This window comes from Streptomyces cyaneofuscatus, assembly GCF_000718135.1.
Classification (GTDB): Bacteria; Actinomycetota; Actinomycetes; order Streptomycetales; family Streptomycetaceae; genus Streptomyces; species Streptomyces cyaneofuscatus.
Map to the genome: position 1 here is coordinate 57,320 of NZ_JOEM01000028.1, position 17,450 is coordinate 74,769.

The following is a 17,450-nucleotide window of genomic DNA, read 5'->3' on the forward strand; positions in this document are numbered from 1 at the left end:
ACTTGGACAAGATCGGGGTGCAGGGGGCACGCATCGTGTCCATGCGGTGCGACTTACGCGCAGGTCGGACGGTACTGCGCGCTTTCGGACAATGAATTTCGGCCGCATGCTCCGGCGGTGACAAGAGCCGCTACCAGGCCCGTGGCGTCGTCCGGGGCCGTTCCCGGCCCGGCGCGGGGGGCCGGTTCCGGCGGCCGGCCGGTATTCCGGCGCCGCCGGATGCGCATTCCTTGATAAGGGGGTGACCCCCGGTTACTCATTTACGGATCAAAAACAGGGCCGCGCAAAAATTCTTGGCCGGACGGATTGTGTGGCTGTGTTTCCCGCGAGTAACATCACGCTTCGTTCAATTCGGACATGAAATCTGCCCGAAATTTGACGCTCAGATCTTCCTCCCCCGGGTCCACCCCGCGGCTCCATCACCGCCGACGAATGCGTCGTGGTGCGGGCATGCGTCGGAGAACCGGTCAACTTCGCGCACGAGGCCGCAACCCGGCGGCCGAAAGAGGGGACGACATGAGATCCGTTTCCAACCGCACCCGCATAGGGCTGCTCGCGGCATTCACCGCCTTCAGCGCCGTGCTCTCCACCGGTTCGGCCGCCGCGGCGACCGAACTCAACGGCGACTGGGCGCCGTTCGACCGCTGCCCGGTGGACGCGCCCGCCATGCTCGCGGCGGACGGCATCACGAATATCGCCACCTGTATCTCGTCGAGCTCGGTCACCGGCTCCATCACCCTCGGCAAGAGCCAGGTCCCCACCGGCAACAGCGATCTGCAGCTCGGCGTCATCCAGCACAGCAACGGCACCACCACCCTGGTGGCGCCCCCCGAGGGCGCGCTCACCGCCGACCCGGCCCAGGTCCCCGGAGGGCTGCTCGGGCTGATGTGCCCCAGTGCCATCCCCTTCGTCTCCGCGATCTGCCGCCAGCTGACGGACAACAACCTCAACCGGATCACGGCCACGATCGAACCGGCCGGTGCGCCGCGGGACTTCAACATGGTGGCGGCCTTCTCCACCGGCGAGCCCATCCTCACCCTGCCGGTCCGCATCCACCTGAAGAACCCGTTCCTCGGCGACAAGTGCTACATCGGCACCACCGCCAACCCCGTGCTCCTGAAGCCGCAGAACCTGAACGCGCCGACCCTGTCGCTCCAGCGGTTCGCGGCCGACGGAACCCCGGACGACGAGGGTGAGATGGGCCGCTACACCTTCGCCGGCGCCGACCAGGGCGACGCCACGTTCGCCGTCCCGGGGGCGAGCGGCTGCGGAGCCGGTCTCCTGGACTGGGCGGTGAACCTCAAGACCGGTCTTCCGTCGGCCGCCGGGAAGAACGGCGTGAAGCTCAACAACACCTCGACCTACTTCGGCAGCCCCTACGACCCGGCCGGCCTGGCGCCGAACGAGGGCCGGAAGCTGTCGGAATTCTGGCACTCCGCGAAGCGGTAGCGGCCGACGCCCTCCATTCCCCCGAGGGCCTTGCAGAACCGGCATAAGGAGGTGGTGCGAAAGCCGCCCGACCGCTCCTCGGTGAAGGCGGACCGAAAAGAATAGCCGCGCCTTCTCCAGTCCAGTTCGAAGCGTGCCGCCCGGATTTCCCGGGCGCGCGTCCACTCGTATCCCCAACGGGACAAGAAAAGGGAGTCATTCCATGATCAAGCGATCCGGTGTACTGACCGCGATAGGTGCCGCCGTGGCATCCGTCGCGCTTGCCGCTCCGTCGGCCATCGCCGCCCCGACCAGCTGGACCATCACGCCGACCGGCGCCTTCACCGGCAGCGCCGGCGTGACCGTCCTGACCGACAACAACGGCAACAAGATCCAGTGTGCGACCTCCGCCGCGTCGGGCTCGGCCCCCACGTCCCCGGTGGCCGGCTCCCCGGCGCAGCTCGCGTCCATCTCGGCGATCTCGTTCAACTCGCCCTGCACCGGGCCGTTCAGCTCGACGTGGACCGTGACCACCACGCCTCCGTGGCAGATCTGGGGTCTCGACTACACGGCGGGTGCCGGCACCAACTCCACCGGCCAGGTGACCGGTGAGATCAGGACGATCAAGGCGAAGGTGACCGGGAGCAGCCTGCTGGGCCCGTGCACCTTCGACGTCACCGGCAAGGTGGCGGCCAAGTACAACAACCCGAGCGCAGGTGGGAGCAACGGCACGCTGAACACGGCGGGCGGCGGTCTCACGCTGGCCATCGCCAACAAGGTCGGCGGCGGCTGCGGCATCGTCGGCACCACCGCCAGCTTCCAGGGCCTCTACACCATCAAGAACACGGCCACCGGCAAGTCCCCGGTCATCAGCGGCTGATCCACCGCCCCTGATGCGCAGTACGTGAGTGTGGTGCCCGGCCGTGCGCCCTCGGCGGCCGGGCACCACCGCGCTTTTCCACTCACTCGCCGACAACTCCGCGGGCCGGAATTGTCATTGCCTGCCAAAGAACCGCGCCGGGTGAAAACTCGGAATTCCCGGCTCTTCCCAGGCGGCCGAAGGAGTGCGTAGCGTACCGGTCGGTAGGAGGATCATTCCGCGTCCGCCCGAAAGGCCGTTGCCGAGAAATGGACCCCATGTGGCGGCCATCGAACCGATGGGCCCGCGCGCGCCGGAAGGACACCATCCGCATGACCGTCGATGTACGCGCCGCGGCGAGACGCCCCCTTCATCTCGCCCTGGGCGGGGCGCTCGTCGTCGCCACCGCGCTCATTCCGAGCGCCGAATCGGTGGCGGCCGATCAGACCTCCGAGGTCACCCTTCCCTATACCTGCCAGTTCCCCTCCGGCCCGGAAGAGGTGGAGGTCGCAGTCAAGGCGGTACTGCCCGTCTCGGCCCGGACGGCGGAGACGATCCGCCCCGGGGACGTCTCCGTCGACGTGAGCCTGGCGCGATCCGCGCTCGCCCAGTTCACCGCAGTGGAGGCGGCCACGCTGTCGGCCGTCGCCGAGCTGACCGTACGCAACACCGTCGGCGAGCACACCGCCGACGCCTCCTGGCAGCAGCTCGAAGCCCCCGCGGTCACGCTGCCGCCGGAAGGTGAGGGCGAGGACGGCGTGGTGCTCGCTGCCACCGGCGACGTCCCCACCGTCGCGTTCGGCAGCCCCGGACGCGCGACGATCGCCCCGGCCGCCCTCAGCCTCACCCTCGCCTCCTTCACCGAGGACGGCGCCCCGACCACGCCCCCGGAGCTCACCGTCGTCTGCGAGAGGGCCGACGACGAGGAGCGCCCGCTCGCCCGGATCACCGTCCGCGACAGCGCCGGCCCGACCACCCCCGCACCCACGCCGGACGCCCCGGACACCCCGGTCCCCGGGGAGGACGACGCCGCCGAACCCCCCGCGAAGCCGGACCGCCCGGCCCCCGGCCTCGACCCGGACGCCCACCGCAGGATCGACGACCTCACCGAGGCGCGGCTCGAAGCCCTCGACGACGCGGACCCCGGAAGCTGCCCCATCGAGATCCCGCCCGAGTGGGTGATGACCACCGCGGAGACGTACGCCGCCGGATACGCCAACGCCGTCAAGCTGGACGGAGCGGCGGCGCTCGGACCCGCGTTCATGAAGGTCGTCCTCAACAAGCGGTACATCAACGACTCCTGCGCCTCTACCGTCGACGTCACCTCCGAGGTGGAGTTCGAGTACGAGGGCAAACGACAGCTCCCGCCCACGAAGGCGACCTTCCTCAGCTACGGGTTCATGCCGACGACCGCCACGATGGTCCTGGAGCAGGTCGGACCGCCGGCCGTCGTGCAGACTCACACGGTCACCAACACCCCGACCTACCCCGAGGAATCGACGGTCACCGCCCAGCTCTCCATGCGCCTGTACGACGTGAAGGTGAACGGCGTACCGCTGGACGTGGGCCCGGACTGCCGCACCGAACGGCCCTTCGAGCAGGTCCTCAAGGGGTACGGCCAGAGCTATCCACCGGCCGGCTACCTCGTGGCGACCGGCGGGAATCTGACCGGCTACGCGCACATCCCGCCGTTCAAGGGGTGCGGTGTCGGCGAGAACCTCGACCCGCTCTTCACCTCGGCCATCTCCAGCGTCGGCAAGAAGGCCGACAACTACACCAAGATGACGCAGGCCCCGCTCTGCGTGGCGACGAACCCGGACGGGCCGGACTGCCCGCCGAAGGTGCCGAAGCCCGAGCGGTGACCAAAGCCCGAGCGGTGACCGAATCCGTCACCAGGTGACCAGAAAGCGCGCACCACTCCTCTCACTCACTTCCGACAGTCGGAGCGCCGACAGATGACAGAAGTCACCACCACTTCGAAGGAGGGCCGATGGGAATCGAAGTAGTCGTCGAGGGCCTGACGAAGTCCTTCGGCAAGCAGAACATCTGGCAGGACGTCAGCCTCACCCTGCCCGCCGGTGAAGTGAGTGTCATGCTCGGCCCTTCCGGCACCGGGAAGACCGTGTTCCTGAAATCCATCATCGGACTGCTGAAGCCGGAACAGGGCCGCGTCCTCATCAACGGCGTCGACATGGTGAACAGCTCCGAGCGCGACATCATGGAGACGCGGAAGCTCTTCGGCCTCATGTTCCAGGACGGGGCCCTCTTCGGCTCGATGTCCCTCTTCGACAACATCGCCTTCCCGCTGCGCGAACACACCCGCAAGAAGGAATCCGAGATCCGCCGCATCGTCATGGAGCGGATCGACATCGTCGGACTGCTCGGCGCCGAGGGGAAGCTCCCCGGCGAGATATCCGGCGGCATGCGCAAACGCGCCGGCCTCGCCCGCGCCCTCGTCCTGGACCCGCAGATCATCCTCTGCGACGAACCGGACTCCGGACTCGACCCGGTGCGCACCGCCTACCTCTCGCAGCTCCTGATCGACCTGAACGCGCAGATCGACGCGACGATGCTGATCGTCACCCACAACCTCGACATCGCGGCGACCGTCCCCGACAACATGGGGATGCTGTTCTGCCGCAACCTCGTCACCTTCGGGCCGCGCGAGGTGCTCCTCACCAGCGACACCCCGGTCGTCTCGCAGTTCCTCGCCGGACGCCGCGAGGGCCCCATCGGGATGTCCGAGGAGAAGGACGCCGCCACCCTCGCCGCCGAGCAGCAACGTAACGACTCCTTCGGCAACACGGCCACGATCGCCGCACCCCGGACCGTCGTCCCGCAGCTGGAGCCCTCGCCCGGCATGCCCGTACGCCAGGGGGCGCTGCGCCGCCGTGAGCGGGTCATGGCGATGATGGGCCAGCTGCCGGAGGCCGCCCGTACGGCCATCCTCAACAGCTACGCCCCGGCCGCGGGGGGTGCGCGAGCGTGACCGCCCCGATGCCGGTGCGGCCGCCCGAGCCGCCCGGGAAGCCCTTACCGGTCCTCTCCAGGGCCTCCGAGTCCAAGGCCCCCGTACAGCGGCGCCCCAGCCGGCTGCTCGCCCCGCTCCGGGAGACCGGGAAGCTGTTCGCGCTCGGGATCGCCGTGGGCCGCGCCATCTTCCGCAGGCCCTTCCAGTTACGCGAGTTCATCGAGCAGTTCTGGTTCGTCGCCAGCGTCACGATCCTGCCCGCCGCTCTCGTCTCCATCCCGTTCGGCGCGGTCATCGCCCTCCAGGTCGGCTCGCTCACCCAGCAGCTCGGCGCCCAGTCCTTCACCGGCGGCGCCAGCGTCCTCGCGGTGATCCAGCAGGCCAGCCCGATCATCGTGGCGCTGCTCATCTCCGGCGCCGCGGGCTCCGCGATCTGCGCCGACCTCGGCTCCCGCAAGATCCGCGAGGAGCTGGACGCGATGGAGGTCATGGGCGTCTCGCCCATCCAGCGCCTCGTCGTCCCCCGGGTCCTCGCCACCATGCTCGTCGCCGTCCTGCTCAACGGCCTGATCTCCGTGGTCGGCACGCTCGGCGGCTACTTCTTCAACGTGATCATGCAGGACGGCACCCCGGGCGCCTACCTCGCCAGCTTCTCCGCCCTCGCCCAACTGCCCGACCTGTACGTCAGCGAGTTCAAGGCCCTGATCTTCGGTTTCATCGCGGGCATCGTCGCCGCCCACCGCGGCCTCAACCCGCGCGGCGGCCCCAAGGGCGTCGGCGACGCGGTCAACCAGTCCGTCGTCATCACCTTCATGCTCCTGTTCTTCGTGAACATGGTCCTCACGGCGATCTACCTCCAGATCGTCCCCGCGAAGGGCGGCTGAGACGGATGGCGATGCTCAGCTGGCTCGACCGATCGGGCGACCAACTCACCTTCTACGTACGGGCCCTGGTCTGGATCCCGCGCACCCTGCGCCGCTACCTCAAGGAGGTGCAGCGGCTGCTGGCCGAGGTCGCCTTCGGCAGCGGCGGCCTCGGTGTCATCGGCGGCACCATCGGCGTGATGGTCGCGATGACCCTCTTCACCGGCACGGTCGTCGGCCTCCAGGGGTACGCGGCCCTCGACCAGATCGGCACCTCGGCGTTCACCGGGTTCATCTCCGCCTACTTCAACACCCGGGAGATCGCCCCCCTGGTCGCCGGGCTCGCCCTCTCCGCCACCGTCGGCGCGGGCTTCACCGCCCAGCTCGGCGCGATGCGCATCAACGAGGAGGTCGACGCCCTGGAGGCGATGGGCGTGCGCTCCATGCCCTACCTCGTCACCACCCGGATCATCGCCGGGGTCGTGGCGATCATCCCGCTGTACGCGATCGGGCTGCTCTCCTCGTACGTCGCCTCCCGCTACATCACCATCTTCTTCAACGGGCAGTCGGCGGGCACCTACGACCACTACTTCAATCTCTTCCTCTCCCCGGACGACGTGCTGCTGTCGGTGCTCAAGGTGCTGATCTTCAGCGTGCTGGTGATCCTCGCCCACTGCTACTACGGCTTCCACGCCACCGGCGGCCCCGCCGGAGTGGGCGTGGCCGTGGGCCGGTCGGTGCGCAACGCGATCGTGCTCATCAGCGTCACCGACTTCTTCCTCTCGCTCGCCATCTGGGGCGCCACGACGACGGTGAAGGTGGCCGGCTGATGAGTCCACGTGGAGCGAAGACCGTCCGCCGCAGAGTCGCGGGCGTAGCCTTCCTGCTGGTCCCCGCAGTCCTGGTGTGGGTGGCGGTATCGGTGTACGACAAGGACTTCACCGACGACGCCACCGTCACCGTCCGCACGGGCCCGGTCGGCAACGAGATGCACGACAACGCCGATGTGAAGCTGCGCGGCGTCGTCATCGGGCAGGTCAGGTCCATCGCCACCGACGGCGAGGGGGCCCACCTCACCCTGGCCATCGACCCGGACCAGCTCGACCGGATCCCCGCCGACGTCACCGCCCAGATGCTCCCCACCACCCTCTTCGGCCAGCGGTTCGTCGCCCTCGTCCCGCCCCGCACCCCCTCCACGCGCACCCTGAGTGCCGGCGCGGTGATCCCGCAGGACCGCTCCAGCAACGCCATCGAGCTGGAGGAGGTGCTGAACAACGTCCTGCCGCTGCTCACGGCCGTCAAGCCGGAGAAGCTCTCCGCCACCCTGAGCGCTGTCTCCACCGCCCTCGAAGGACGCGGCGAGAAGCTGGGCGAGACGCTGACCACGCTGGACGCCCACCTGAAGAAGTTCAACCCCCAACTCCCGACGCTCAACGAGGACATCAAGCAGCTCGTCAAGGTGAGCACGCTCTACGCCGACGCGGCCCCGGACGTCCTCGACGCCCTCACCGACGCCACCACCACGAGCGGCACCCTCGCCGAACAGGAGTCCCAGCTCGCCGCGTTGCACGGCACCACCACCGCCTCCGCGCGCGATGTGACCTCCTTCCTGCGGGAGAACAAGGAGAACCTCATCCGGCTCTCCTCCTCCGGCCGCCCCACGCTCGAACTCCTCGCCCGGTACGCCGACTCGTTCCCCTGCACGTTGCGTACGGTCGCCGGCTTCGTGCCCGCCATGGACAAGGCGCTCGGCAAGGGAACGAACGAGCCGGGCCTGCACGTGAGCGTCAAGTCCGTTCCCTCCCAGGGGAAGTACGTCCCCGGCAAGGACACCCCGGTCTACAGCGCCACCGGCGGACCTCGCTGCTACGCGGTGCCGTACGTCGGCAAGGGCGGCGCCCCGACCGCCGACAACCGCCGGGCCACCGATGTCACCGCACCGCCCCCCGCCACCCCGGACACCGCGCTCGGCCTGCCCAACTCGCCCCAGGAGTCCCAGCTCGTCAACGAGCTGGTCGCCCCCTCACTGAAAGTCCAGCCGCAGACCTTGCCCGACTGGAGCAGCGTGCTCATCGGTCCGGCCTTCCGCGGTGCGGAGGTGAAGCTCAAGTGAAACGCCGCTCCCTCGCGGGACCGCTCACCAAGTCCCTCGTCTTCGTCCTGGTGACCGTCCTCGCCACCACCGTCCTCGGGCTCTCCATCGCCAACACGGGCGTGGGCGACACCACCACGTACAAGGCGCGGTTCACCGACGCCACCGGGCTCATCCCCGGCGACAGCGTCCGTATCGCCGGGGTGAAGGTCGGCCAGGTCGAGTCCGTACGGGTCGCGGACCGCAGGGTCGCCGAGGTCACCTTCGGCGTACGGAAGGGGCGTACGCTGCCCGCCTCGGTGACGGCCTCCATCAAGTACCTCAACATGGTCGGCCAGCGCTATGTCGACCTGGACCGGGGCGCCGGGCCGGTCGGCCGGACCTTCGCGGCCGGGGCCACCATTCCGCTCTCCCGCACCACCCCGGCCCTCGACCTCACCCAGCTCTTCAACGGCTTCCAGCCCCTCTTCGAAGGCCTGTCCCCGCCGGACGTCAACCAGCTCGCCGGCTCCATCGTTCAGGTCCTCCAGGGCGAGGGCGGCACCGTCGACTCCATCCTGCGCCACGTCGGCTCGCTGACCAGCACCGTCGCCTCCAAGGACAAGGTGATCGGTGAGGTGATCAAGAACCTCAACACGGTCCTCAAGACGGTCAACGACCGGGAGGCCGGATTCGACGACCTCGTCGTCACCCTGGAGAAGCTCGTCTCCGGCTTCTCCGGCGACCGCAAACCGCTCGGTGAGGCCGTCACCGCGATGGGTGCGCTGACCACGGTCACCGCGGACCTCTTCCAGGACGGCCGGAAGCCCCTCAAGGAGAACATCCGCCAACTGGGAGGGTTGAGCGACCAGTTGGACAAGGGGACGCCCCAGATCGAGAACTTCCTCGACAAGACCCCGGCCAAGATGGAGGCGATCAGCCGCCTCACCTCCTACGGCTCCTGGCTCAACCTCTACCTCTGCGAGGCCAAGGTCGGCGGGGTGGCCACCGACGACGGCTCCACGCCCCCCACCGGCATCGCCATCACCCAGCCGAGGTGCCTGGCATGAGCCTCACCCCCATCCGGGAACGCAACCCGGTCGCCGTCTCCCTCGTCGGACTCCTCGTCCTCACGCTGCTGGCCCTCGCCGCCTGGCGCGCCGACTCCCTGCCCTTCATCGGCGGCGGTACGACGTACAGCGCCGACTTCACCGAATCCGCCGGGCTCTCCGACGGCGACGAGGTGCGCATCGCCGGAGTCAAGGTCGGCGAGGTCACCGGGGTCTCCCTCGACGGGCCCCGCGTGAAGGTGGACTTCAAGGTGAAGGACGCCTGGATCGGCAACGCCTCCACCGTGGGCATCGCCCTCAAGACCCTCCTCGGCGAGAAGTACCTTGCCGTCGACCCCCTCGGCAACGCCCCGCAGGACCCCGGCTCCCGCATCACCGCGAGCCGCACGACCTCCCCGTACGACGTCACCCAGGCGTTCGACGGGCTCGGCGAGACCATCGAGGAGATCGACACCGAACAGCTCGCCAAGAGCTTCGAGACCATCTCCGCCACCTTCAAGGACTCCCCGCCCCACGTCCGCAGCGCGGCGGAAGGGCTCTCCGCCCTCTCCCGTACGGTCTCCCAGCGCGACGCCCAACTGGCAACGCTCCTCCAGGGCAGCAAACGCCTCACGAAGACCCTCGCCGGGAAGAAGAGCAGCTTCGAGACCCTCCTGGAGGACGGCAACCTGCTGCTCGGCGAACTCCAGGCCCGCCGCGACGCCATCCACCTGCTGCTCACCGGCACCCGCAGCCTCGGCACCCAGCTCACCGGCCTCGTCGAGGACAACGACCAGCAGCTCGGGCCGACCCTGGCCTCCCTCGGCCGGGTCACCGCCGTCCTCGCGAAGAACCGCAAGAGCCTGGACAAGGTGCTCGCCCTGACCGGCTCGTACAGCCGGCTCGTCGGCAACACCCTGGGCAACGGCCGCTGGTTCGACACGTACGCCTGCGGAGTCGTGCCCCCGAACTACCTCCCCGTCGGCACACCCCCGGCGACGGGATGCATGCCACCGAAGCAAGGCGGCCGCTGACATGAGACGTACACGCATCATCGGCATCGGCGCCGGACTCGCGGTCGTCGCCGTCGCCGCCACCACCGGAGTCAGCGCGGTGCAGGAGGACTCCCGGACCACCGTCACCGCCTACTTCGAACGGGCGACCGGCGTCTACCCCGGGTCCGACCTGCGCATCCTCGGAGTTCCGGTCGGCACGGTCGAATCCGTCACCCCCCGGGGCAGGGAGGTGAAGGTCGTCCTCCGCCTGGACGAGGGTGTCAAGGTGCCCAAGGACGCCCACGCGGTCGTCGTCGCCCCCAGCCTCGTCGCCGACCGGTACATCCAGCTCGCCCCCGCGTACGACGGCGGACCGCTCCTCGCGGACGGTGCCCAGCTCCCCGCCGCTCGCAACGCCACCCCCGTGGAAGTCGACCAGCTGTACGCCTCCATCACCGAGATCACCACGGCCCTCGGCCCGAACGGCGCCAACGCCGACGGGGCGCTGGCCCGGCTCCTGGAGACCGGGGCGAAGAACATGGACGGCAACGGAAAGGCCATCGGGGACTCCGTCGAACAGTTCGGCAAGGCCGCCAAGACGCTCGACAGGAGCAGCGGCGACCTGTTCGACACCCTCGCCTACCTCCAGTCCTTCACCACCATGCTCAAGGAGAACGACAGCGAGGTCCGCACCGCCGAGCAGCAGCTCAACTCGGTCACCTCGTTCCTCGCGGACGACAAGAAGAACCTCAGCGCGGCACTGAAGGAGCTGGGCGCCGCGCTCGGCCAGGTCAAGACGTTCATCGCCAAGAACCGGGGCGCACTGAAGAAGAACGTGGACGCCCTGGTCCCCATCACCCAGGCCCTGGTCGACCAACGTGCCTCGCTGGCCGAGGCGATGGACACGCTGCCGCTGGCGGCGGGCAACGTCCTGAACGCGTACGACCCGGCCAACCGGACCCTGAACGGCCGGGCCAACCTCAACGAGCTCTCCATGGGCGGCCCCCTCGTCGACCCGGACGCGGCCTCCGGCCCGCCGCCCGAGCTCGCCCCCGTCGACGCGAACCGCCGGAAGGCGCTGCCCGTCCTGCCGCTGCCGGAGGTCGGGACCGTCTTCGGCACCCCGGAGAAACAGCCGGCGAAGCCGAAGCCGAAGTCGAAGCCGGACGACAAGAAGGGGGCGGGACGATGAGCGGTTCCCCGCGCACCACCGGCACGCGTACCGCCGTCCGGGCGGCCACCGGAGCGGTGGCCCTGCTGGCCACCGGCGCCCTGCTCGCCCTGGTCGTGGTCCGTACCGACGGCCCGGTCTTCACCGGCATCGAGCAGATCCCGCTGCCCGGCGGCGCCGACCTCGGCGACCAGCCGTACGAGATCACTGCCGAGTTCGGCGACGTCCTCAGCCTGGCACCCCAGTCCTCGGTCAAGGTCAACGACGTCTCCGTCGGGCGCGTCACCAGGATCGACCTCGCCGCCGACGGCTGGAGCGCCAAGGTCACCATGCGGGTCAACGGGGACATCGACCTCCCCGCCAACGCCTACGCCCGCCTCGAACAGTCCAGCCTCCTCGGCGAGAAGTTCATCCAGCTCACCCCGCCCGCCGAGGGCACCGCGCGCGGCTCCCTGGCGGAGAGCGGCCGCATCCCGCTCACCCGGACGAACCGCAACCCGGAGGTCGAAGAGGTCTTCGGAGCCCTGTCGATGCTGCTCAACGGGGGCGGGATCAACCAGCTCAAGACCATCACCACCGAGCTGAACAAAGCGCTCACCGGCCAGGAACCGCAGATCCGCTCGATGCTGAACCGGGTCGACACCCTCGTCACCAACCTCGACACCAACAAGGGCGACATCACCCGCGCCCTGGACGGCGTCAACCGGCTCGCCGCCACGCTCGCCACCCGTAAACAGGACGTCGGAACGGTCCTCACCGGGCTCAGCCCCGGACTGAAGGTCCTGGAGAAACAGCGCGGCTCGCTGCTCACCATGCTGCGCACCCTGGACACCCTCTCCACCGTGGCCGTCGACACGATCAACAGGAGCAAGGCGGACATGATCGCCGACCTGAAGGCGCTCGCCCCGACCCTGAAGGCGCTCGCCGACTCCGGCAAGGACCTTCCCGACGCCCTCCAGGCCTCGCTGACCTACCCGTTCACGGACGAGGTGCTGCGCGGGGTGAAGGGCGACTACCTGAACGTCTACCTGGACGTGACGGCCGCGCCCGGCACCCGGATCATCCCGGCGCTCACCCCGGACGACCCGACCCTGCCGCCACCGCCGCACGAGCCGCCCGGCGAGGGCGCGGAGGGCGCGGCGGCGGCCCGGAACGCGCTGCCGCTCCCGCTGCCGGCCGTTTCGGGTACGTCGGTTCCCGAGGCACCGGAGAAGGGGAGCACCCCGTGATCACTCCCGCCATCCGGCTCAAGAACATCGCCTTCCTCGTGATCGCCGTGCTGGTCCTGGGCTACCTCGGCGTGCGGTACGCCGGTCTCGGCCACTACGTCGGGCTGCGCAGCTACTACACGGTCACCGTCCAACTCCCGCAGACAGGGGGCCTCTACACCCACTCCAACGTCACCTACCGGGGTGTCTCGGTCGGCCGGGTCGGCCCCATCGAGCTGACCGACGACGGGGTGGAGGCCGAGCTGCGGATCGAGAAGGACGCCCCGCCCATCCCGGACGGCCTGAAGGCCGTCGTCGCCAACCTCTCGGCGGTCGGCGAGCAGTACGTCGACCTGCGCCCGACCCGCTCGCACGGCCCCTACCTGGGCAACGGTTCGGTGATCGACGCGGCCGACACCACCCTCCCGGCGCCGCCCACCGAAGTCCTCACCAGCGTCAACGACTTCGCGCGCTCGGTCGACCTGGAGCATCTGCGCACGGTCGTCGAGGAGTTCGGCACCGCCTTCGAAGGGCGCGGCGACGACCTCCAGGTGCTGCTGGACAGCGGCGGCGAGTTCATCGACGCGGCCGACCGGGCCCTGCCGACGACCACCCGGCTGATGGCCGACGGCGAGACGGTGCTGCGCACCCAGGCCGAACAGGGCGCGGCACTCAAGGGGTTCGCCTCCGGAGCCAAGGAACTGGCCGCCGAACTCAAGGGTTCCGACGGCGACCTGCGGCGGCTGATCGCGACCACCCCGGACGCGGCCGTACAGATCAGCGGCCTGCTGCGTGACCTCGATCCCGCCTTCGGTGTCGTCGTCGCCAACCTGCTCACCACATCGGAGGTCGCCGTCACCCGCCAACGAGGCCTGGAGGAACTGCTGGTGAAGCTGCCCGCGGTGGTGGCGGCCGGAGCGAGCGCGGTCGACGAGGACGGCGCCCGGTTCGGCATGTCGGTCACCTTCTTCGAACCGCTGCCCTGCACCTCCGGGTACGGCGCCACGACCTACCGCAACGGACTCGACACCTCACCCGCGCCCGCCCTCAACTCCGCTGCCCGGTGCGCCTCTTCTCCCGGTACGGGCATCAACGTCCGGGGCAGCGCCAATGCCCCGAAGGGCGGCCCGGTCCCGGCACCCGCCAAGCCCGGCTCGATGCTGCTGGGGGAGGGGGCGGGCGCGGGTGCGGGCGCCGACGTGAAGGACCGGCTCCCGGGCGCGCTCGGCACCACGCCCCGTACCGCTCCGCCCGCCCCCGGCATGGCCGGACTCCTGGGACTGGGAGGCGGTGGCTCATGACGCTCCGCACCCGGCACCTCGGCGGCTGGGCCGTCCTGCTGGCCGCCGCCCTCGTCTGCGGACTCGGCGCCTGGTCGTACGCCCAGGCGCGCGGCGACCGCACCCTCGCCTACGCCAAGGCCCGCGATACGGCCCTGGCCCAGGGGAAACGCCACCTCGCCACGCTGAACAGCCTGGACGGCAAGGACGCCACCAGCGTCTCCGCCGGGCTGCGGGCGTGGCGCGACTCCTCCACCGGGCCGCTCCACGACCAGCTGAAGCGCACCTCGGCAGCCGACGCGAAGACGCTCACGACGGCGGGTGACACGGCCAACGGCAAGGTGACCTCGGCGGCGCTCACCGCCCTGGACGACCGCACCGGCACGGCGGAGCTGATCGCCACCGTGGACGTCGAGGTCACCCCGCGCACGGGCAGCCCCGGCACCCAGCGCAAACGCTTCACGGCCGCGCTCGCCCGCACGGGCGACGGCTGGAAGGTCAAGGCGCTCACGGCGATGGCGGCGGGAGACGGCGGATGAGCGGACGAACAGCGTTGGCGGGAAAGGAAGTCGAGGACGAGGAACACCTCGACGTCGCCGAACCGGAAAGCGCCGATGAGCCCGGTCGCCGCCCCCGGTGGCCCCGCGTCCTCGGCGCCCTCCTGGCCGTCGTCCTGCTCGCGACCGGCGGGCTCCTCTTCGCCGAAGGGCGCGAGCTGCGCGACACCCCGGCCACCGGAAACCTCGCCCTCACGGACGCCGAGGCCACCACCCGGGTCACCGGCGACGTCAGCAACGCGCTCGGCAGGATCTTCAGTTACGGCCCCGACGCCACCGCCCTCGCCAAGGACGCGGCGCGGGAGGTCCTCGCGGGCAAGGCCCTCCAGCAGTACGCCGCACTGTTCGGCCAGGTCGAGAAGCAGGCCGCCGACCAGAAGCTGACTCTGACCACCCACGTCGTACGGGCCGGGGTGACCCGGCTGACCGGTACCGGCGCCCACATCCTGGTCTTCCTCGACCAGGTCTACGAACGCCGTGGCCGGCCCGCCACGACCGCTTCCGCCCAGCTCTCCGTCACCGCCGAACTGCGGGGCGAACGCTGGCGGATCGTCGAGATCAGCTCCATATGACGGCAGGGGAGAGGCACCACATGGCACGGGCAGGGAAGACGAGAAACCCCCTGGTGATCGCGGCGACGGCGCTCGCCGTCGTCGCGGCCGGGGCGGCGGGCTGGGGCGGCTGGCAGCGCTACGACGCCGCCCACGATGACGCGGCCTCCTACGCGCAGGCGCGGGACGACGCGCTGGCGGCGGGGGAGCAGGCGGTCCAGAACATGAACACCCTGGACCACCGCACGCTGGAGAAGGGCCTGGACAGCTGGGAGGAGTCCACCACCGGCGATCTGCACCGCCAACTCGTCGACGGCCGGGACGCGTTCGCGAAGCAGATCGTGGCGGCGAAGACCGTCAGCACGGCGAAGGTCCTCTCCGGCGCGGTGACCGAACTTGACGAAAGGGCGGGCCGGGCAGGGGTGATGGTGGCGCTGCGGGTCACCGTCACCGCACCCAAGGGCGACCCGGCGGTGAAGGAGAGCCGGATGCTCGGCACCCTCACCCGGACCTCCGAGGGGTGGAAGCTCAGCGCGCTCGGCCAGGCCCCCGTCGGCTCCACGGCCGGCTGAACCCGCGCCTCGAACCCCGCTGCCGCACCCGCCCCGCCCCGCATCCGAGAGGACCCTCCCATGTCGACGACCCGCCATCTGGTCAACCGCCGCCGCAGACTGGCCACTTCACCATCGCGCGCGGCGGTGGCCCCGGTCTCGGATGAGGAGACCGCGGCGGAGACCACGGAGGAGACCACGGAGGAGACCACCGCACCACCGGGCCTGCGGGAGCCGGAAACGGTGCCGGAGCAGGGCCAGGAGCCCGAACCCGAGTCGGACGGGACCACACCCCCACAACGGCGCCTCCGCTCCCGCCTCCCCGTCCTCCTCTGCGCCCTCACCGTCCTCCTAGGGGCGTTCGCCACCTGGGCGTTCACCTCGGCCGCGAGCCTGCGCGACGAGCCCGCGCGACAGAACACCGCGCTCACCGACATCGCCCGCACCAGCGAGGTGAAGGGCCGGATCGGCGAGGCGGTCGGTGCCGTGTTCTCGTACGACTACGCCTCGCCCGCCCGCTCCGACCGGGCCGCGAAGACCCATCTGACCGGCCGGGCCGTCCAGCAGCACAAGGACATGCTCGCGGAGGTACGGGCCCAGGCGCCGCAGCAGAAGCTCGTCCTCACCACGACCGTCACCGCGAGCGGCGTGGAGTATCTGGACGGCGACCGAGCCCGGCTGCTGATCTTCGCCGACCAGAGCAACACCCGTACCGGCAAGGACGAGGAAACCACCTTCGCGGCGGCCATGTTCGCCGTGGACGCCGTCCGTCGCGGGGACACCTGGCGGATCGCCGCCATCGACACGTTCACCCGCTGAACCGCAAGGCCCGGGCAGCCGGGGAGAGGGGACCAGCTATGAAGTTCACCGGCACGGTACGCCGACAGCTCACCGGCACGGTCACGGCGGTCGCCGCGATGGCCGCGCTCACCGCGTCCCAGGCGCCCGGCTTCGGGGACGCGGTGGCGGTGTCGCGCGAGGAGCGGACCGCCTCGGGCCCGGACGACGTGGTGTGGAGCGAGGTGGAGGGCGACGACTCCTACCACACGGAGCTGCCGCCGCTGGAGAGCCCGCGGCCGCCCGCGCCGCTGAAGCCGCCCCGGGCCGCGGTGGAACCGTCGCTCCCGCTGTTCGCCCGGGCCCGGTCCGAGGCCGGGATCCCGGCGACCGTGCTCGCCGCGTACCGGAATGCCGAGCGGTCCTTACGCCGCAGCGACCCGGGCTGCCGGCTGCCGTGGCAGCTGCTCGCGGCGATCGGCAAGGTGGAGTCCGGGCAGGCCGCGGGCGGCCGGGTCGACGCGCGGGGCACGACGCTGACCCCGATCCTGGGGCCCGCCCTCGACGGGGTGGGCTTCGCACTGATCCGGGACACCGACAACGGGGTGCACGACGGCGACCGTACGTACGACCGGGCCGTCGGGCCGATGCAGTTCATCCCGTCCACCTGGGCGAACTGGGCCATGGACGGCAACGGCGACGGCCGCAAGGACCCGGACAACATCTACGACGCCGCCCTCGCCGCCGGGCACTACCTCTGCGCCGGAGGCCGCGACCTGGGCGTCCGCGCCGACCTGGACCGGGCGATCCTCAGCTACAACCGGTCCGACGTCTATCTGCGTACGGTGCTGTCCTGGCTGGAGTTCTACCGCCGGGGCACCCACCCGGTGGCCGACGGCCAGGGGGTCCTCCCCACCAGCCCAGGGTCGGGCGGCACCGACCGGCCCAAGGCGCCCGTCGGCTCCGGCCCCTCCGAGAAGCCCGACAAGGGAGGCGGCGGCATCGTCATCGGCCCGCAGCCCCCACGCCCGCCCGCCCCCAAGCCCACGCCCGGCCCCACGAAGCGCGGCACCCCGAGCCCCAGCCCCTCCGAACCGGGCACCCCGAGCCCGACGGACC

Annotated in this window: 17 protein-coding genes; all 17 read left to right on the forward strand. The window is 70.4% G+C overall.

Features of this window, described 5'->3' with window-relative positions:
• Positions 1–516 precede the first annotated feature (516 nt).
• Positions 517–1,449 (forward strand): hypothetical protein, encoded by a 933-nt coding sequence (locus IF17_RS0132730; protein WP_030574027.1) that lies wholly within the window; start codon positions 517–519, stop codon positions 1,447–1,449.
• 202 nt (positions 1,450–1,651) lie between these two features.
• Positions 1,652–2,308, forward strand: a complete 657-nt coding sequence (locus tag IF17_RS0132735) for a hypothetical protein (RefSeq protein WP_030574028.1) — start codon at positions 1,652–1,654, stop codon at positions 2,306–2,308.
• Between the two features lie 311 nt (positions 2,309–2,619).
• Positions 2,620–4,149, forward strand: a complete 1,530-nt coding sequence (locus IF17_RS0132740) for a DUF6801 domain-containing protein (RefSeq protein WP_030574030.1) — start codon at positions 2,620–2,622, stop codon at positions 4,147–4,149.
• 128 nt (positions 4,150–4,277) lie between these two features.
• Positions 4,278–5,276, forward strand: coding sequence for an ABC transporter ATP-binding protein (locus IF17_RS0132745; protein ID WP_030574033.1), 999 nt, complete (start codon positions 4,278–4,280; stop codon positions 5,274–5,276).
• Positions 5,273–6,142, forward strand: coding sequence for an MlaE family ABC transporter permease (locus tag IF17_RS0132750; protein ID WP_030574037.1), 870 nt, complete (start codon positions 5,273–5,275; stop codon positions 6,140–6,142). The genes IF17_RS0132745 and IF17_RS0132750 overlap by 4 nt, the downstream gene beginning before the upstream one ends.
• A gap of 5 nt (positions 6,143–6,147) precedes the next feature.
• The gene (locus IF17_RS0132755; protein ID WP_030574040.1) at positions 6,148–6,951 is read left to right on the forward strand and encodes an MlaE family ABC transporter permease; all 804 of its coding nucleotides are present in this window, start codon (positions 6,148–6,150) and stop codon (positions 6,949–6,951) included.
• On the forward strand, positions 6,951–8,234 hold the full coding sequence (locus IF17_RS0132760; RefSeq protein WP_030574043.1) for an MCE family protein: 1,284 nt from the start codon (positions 6,951–6,953) through the stop codon (positions 8,232–8,234). The genes IF17_RS0132755 and IF17_RS0132760 overlap by 1 nt, the downstream gene beginning before the upstream one ends.
• Entirely contained in the window at positions 8,231–9,262 is a 1,032-nt protein-coding gene (locus IF17_RS0132765; RefSeq protein WP_030574045.1) for an MCE family protein, read from the forward strand. The genes IF17_RS0132760 and IF17_RS0132765 overlap by 4 nt, the downstream gene beginning before the upstream one ends.
• Positions 9,259–10,275, forward strand: coding sequence for an MCE family protein (locus IF17_RS0132770; protein WP_030574049.1), 1,017 nt, complete (start codon positions 9,259–9,261; stop codon positions 10,273–10,275). The genes IF17_RS0132765 and IF17_RS0132770 overlap by 4 nt, the downstream gene beginning before the upstream one ends.
• Position 10,276: 1 nt before the next feature.
• Complete coding sequence (locus IF17_RS0132775) at positions 10,277–11,428, forward strand: MCE family protein (protein WP_030574061.1); 1,152 nt, start codon at positions 10,277–10,279, stop codon at positions 11,426–11,428.
• Positions 11,425–12,636, forward strand: coding sequence for an MCE family protein (locus tag IF17_RS0132780; protein ID WP_030574064.1), 1,212 nt, complete (start codon positions 11,425–11,427; stop codon positions 12,634–12,636). The genes IF17_RS0132775 and IF17_RS0132780 overlap by 4 nt, the downstream gene beginning before the upstream one ends.
• On the forward strand, positions 12,633–13,916 hold the full coding sequence (locus IF17_RS0132785; protein WP_030574067.1) for an MCE family protein: 1,284 nt from the start codon (positions 12,633–12,635) through the stop codon (positions 13,914–13,916). The genes IF17_RS0132780 and IF17_RS0132785 overlap by 4 nt, the downstream gene beginning before the upstream one ends.
• Positions 13,913–14,434: a hypothetical protein gene (locus tag IF17_RS0132790; protein ID WP_030574070.1), complete on the forward strand. Its 522-nt coding sequence runs from the start codon at positions 13,913–13,915 to the stop codon at positions 14,432–14,434. Before IF17_RS0132785 ends, IF17_RS0132790 begins: the two co-directional genes overlap by 4 nt.
• Entirely contained in the window at positions 14,431–15,024 is a 594-nt protein-coding gene (locus IF17_RS0132795; protein WP_030574073.1) for a hypothetical protein, read from the forward strand. Before IF17_RS0132790 ends, IF17_RS0132795 begins: the two co-directional genes overlap by 4 nt.
• Before the next feature lie 20 nt (positions 15,025–15,044).
• Positions 15,045–15,575, forward strand: coding sequence for a hypothetical protein (locus IF17_RS0132800; RefSeq protein WP_030574076.1), 531 nt, complete (start codon positions 15,045–15,047; stop codon positions 15,573–15,575).
• 60 nt (positions 15,576–15,635) lie between these two features.
• A complete protein-coding gene (locus IF17_RS0132805) occupies positions 15,636–16,373 on the forward strand; it encodes a hypothetical protein (protein ID WP_030574079.1) in 738 nt (245 codons plus the stop codon).
• A gap of 38 nt (positions 16,374–16,411) precedes the next feature.
• A partial coding sequence (locus tag IF17_RS0132810) for a lytic transglycosylase domain-containing protein (RefSeq protein ID WP_030574081.1) occupies positions 16,412–17,450 on the forward strand: 1,039 nt, incomplete at its 3' end.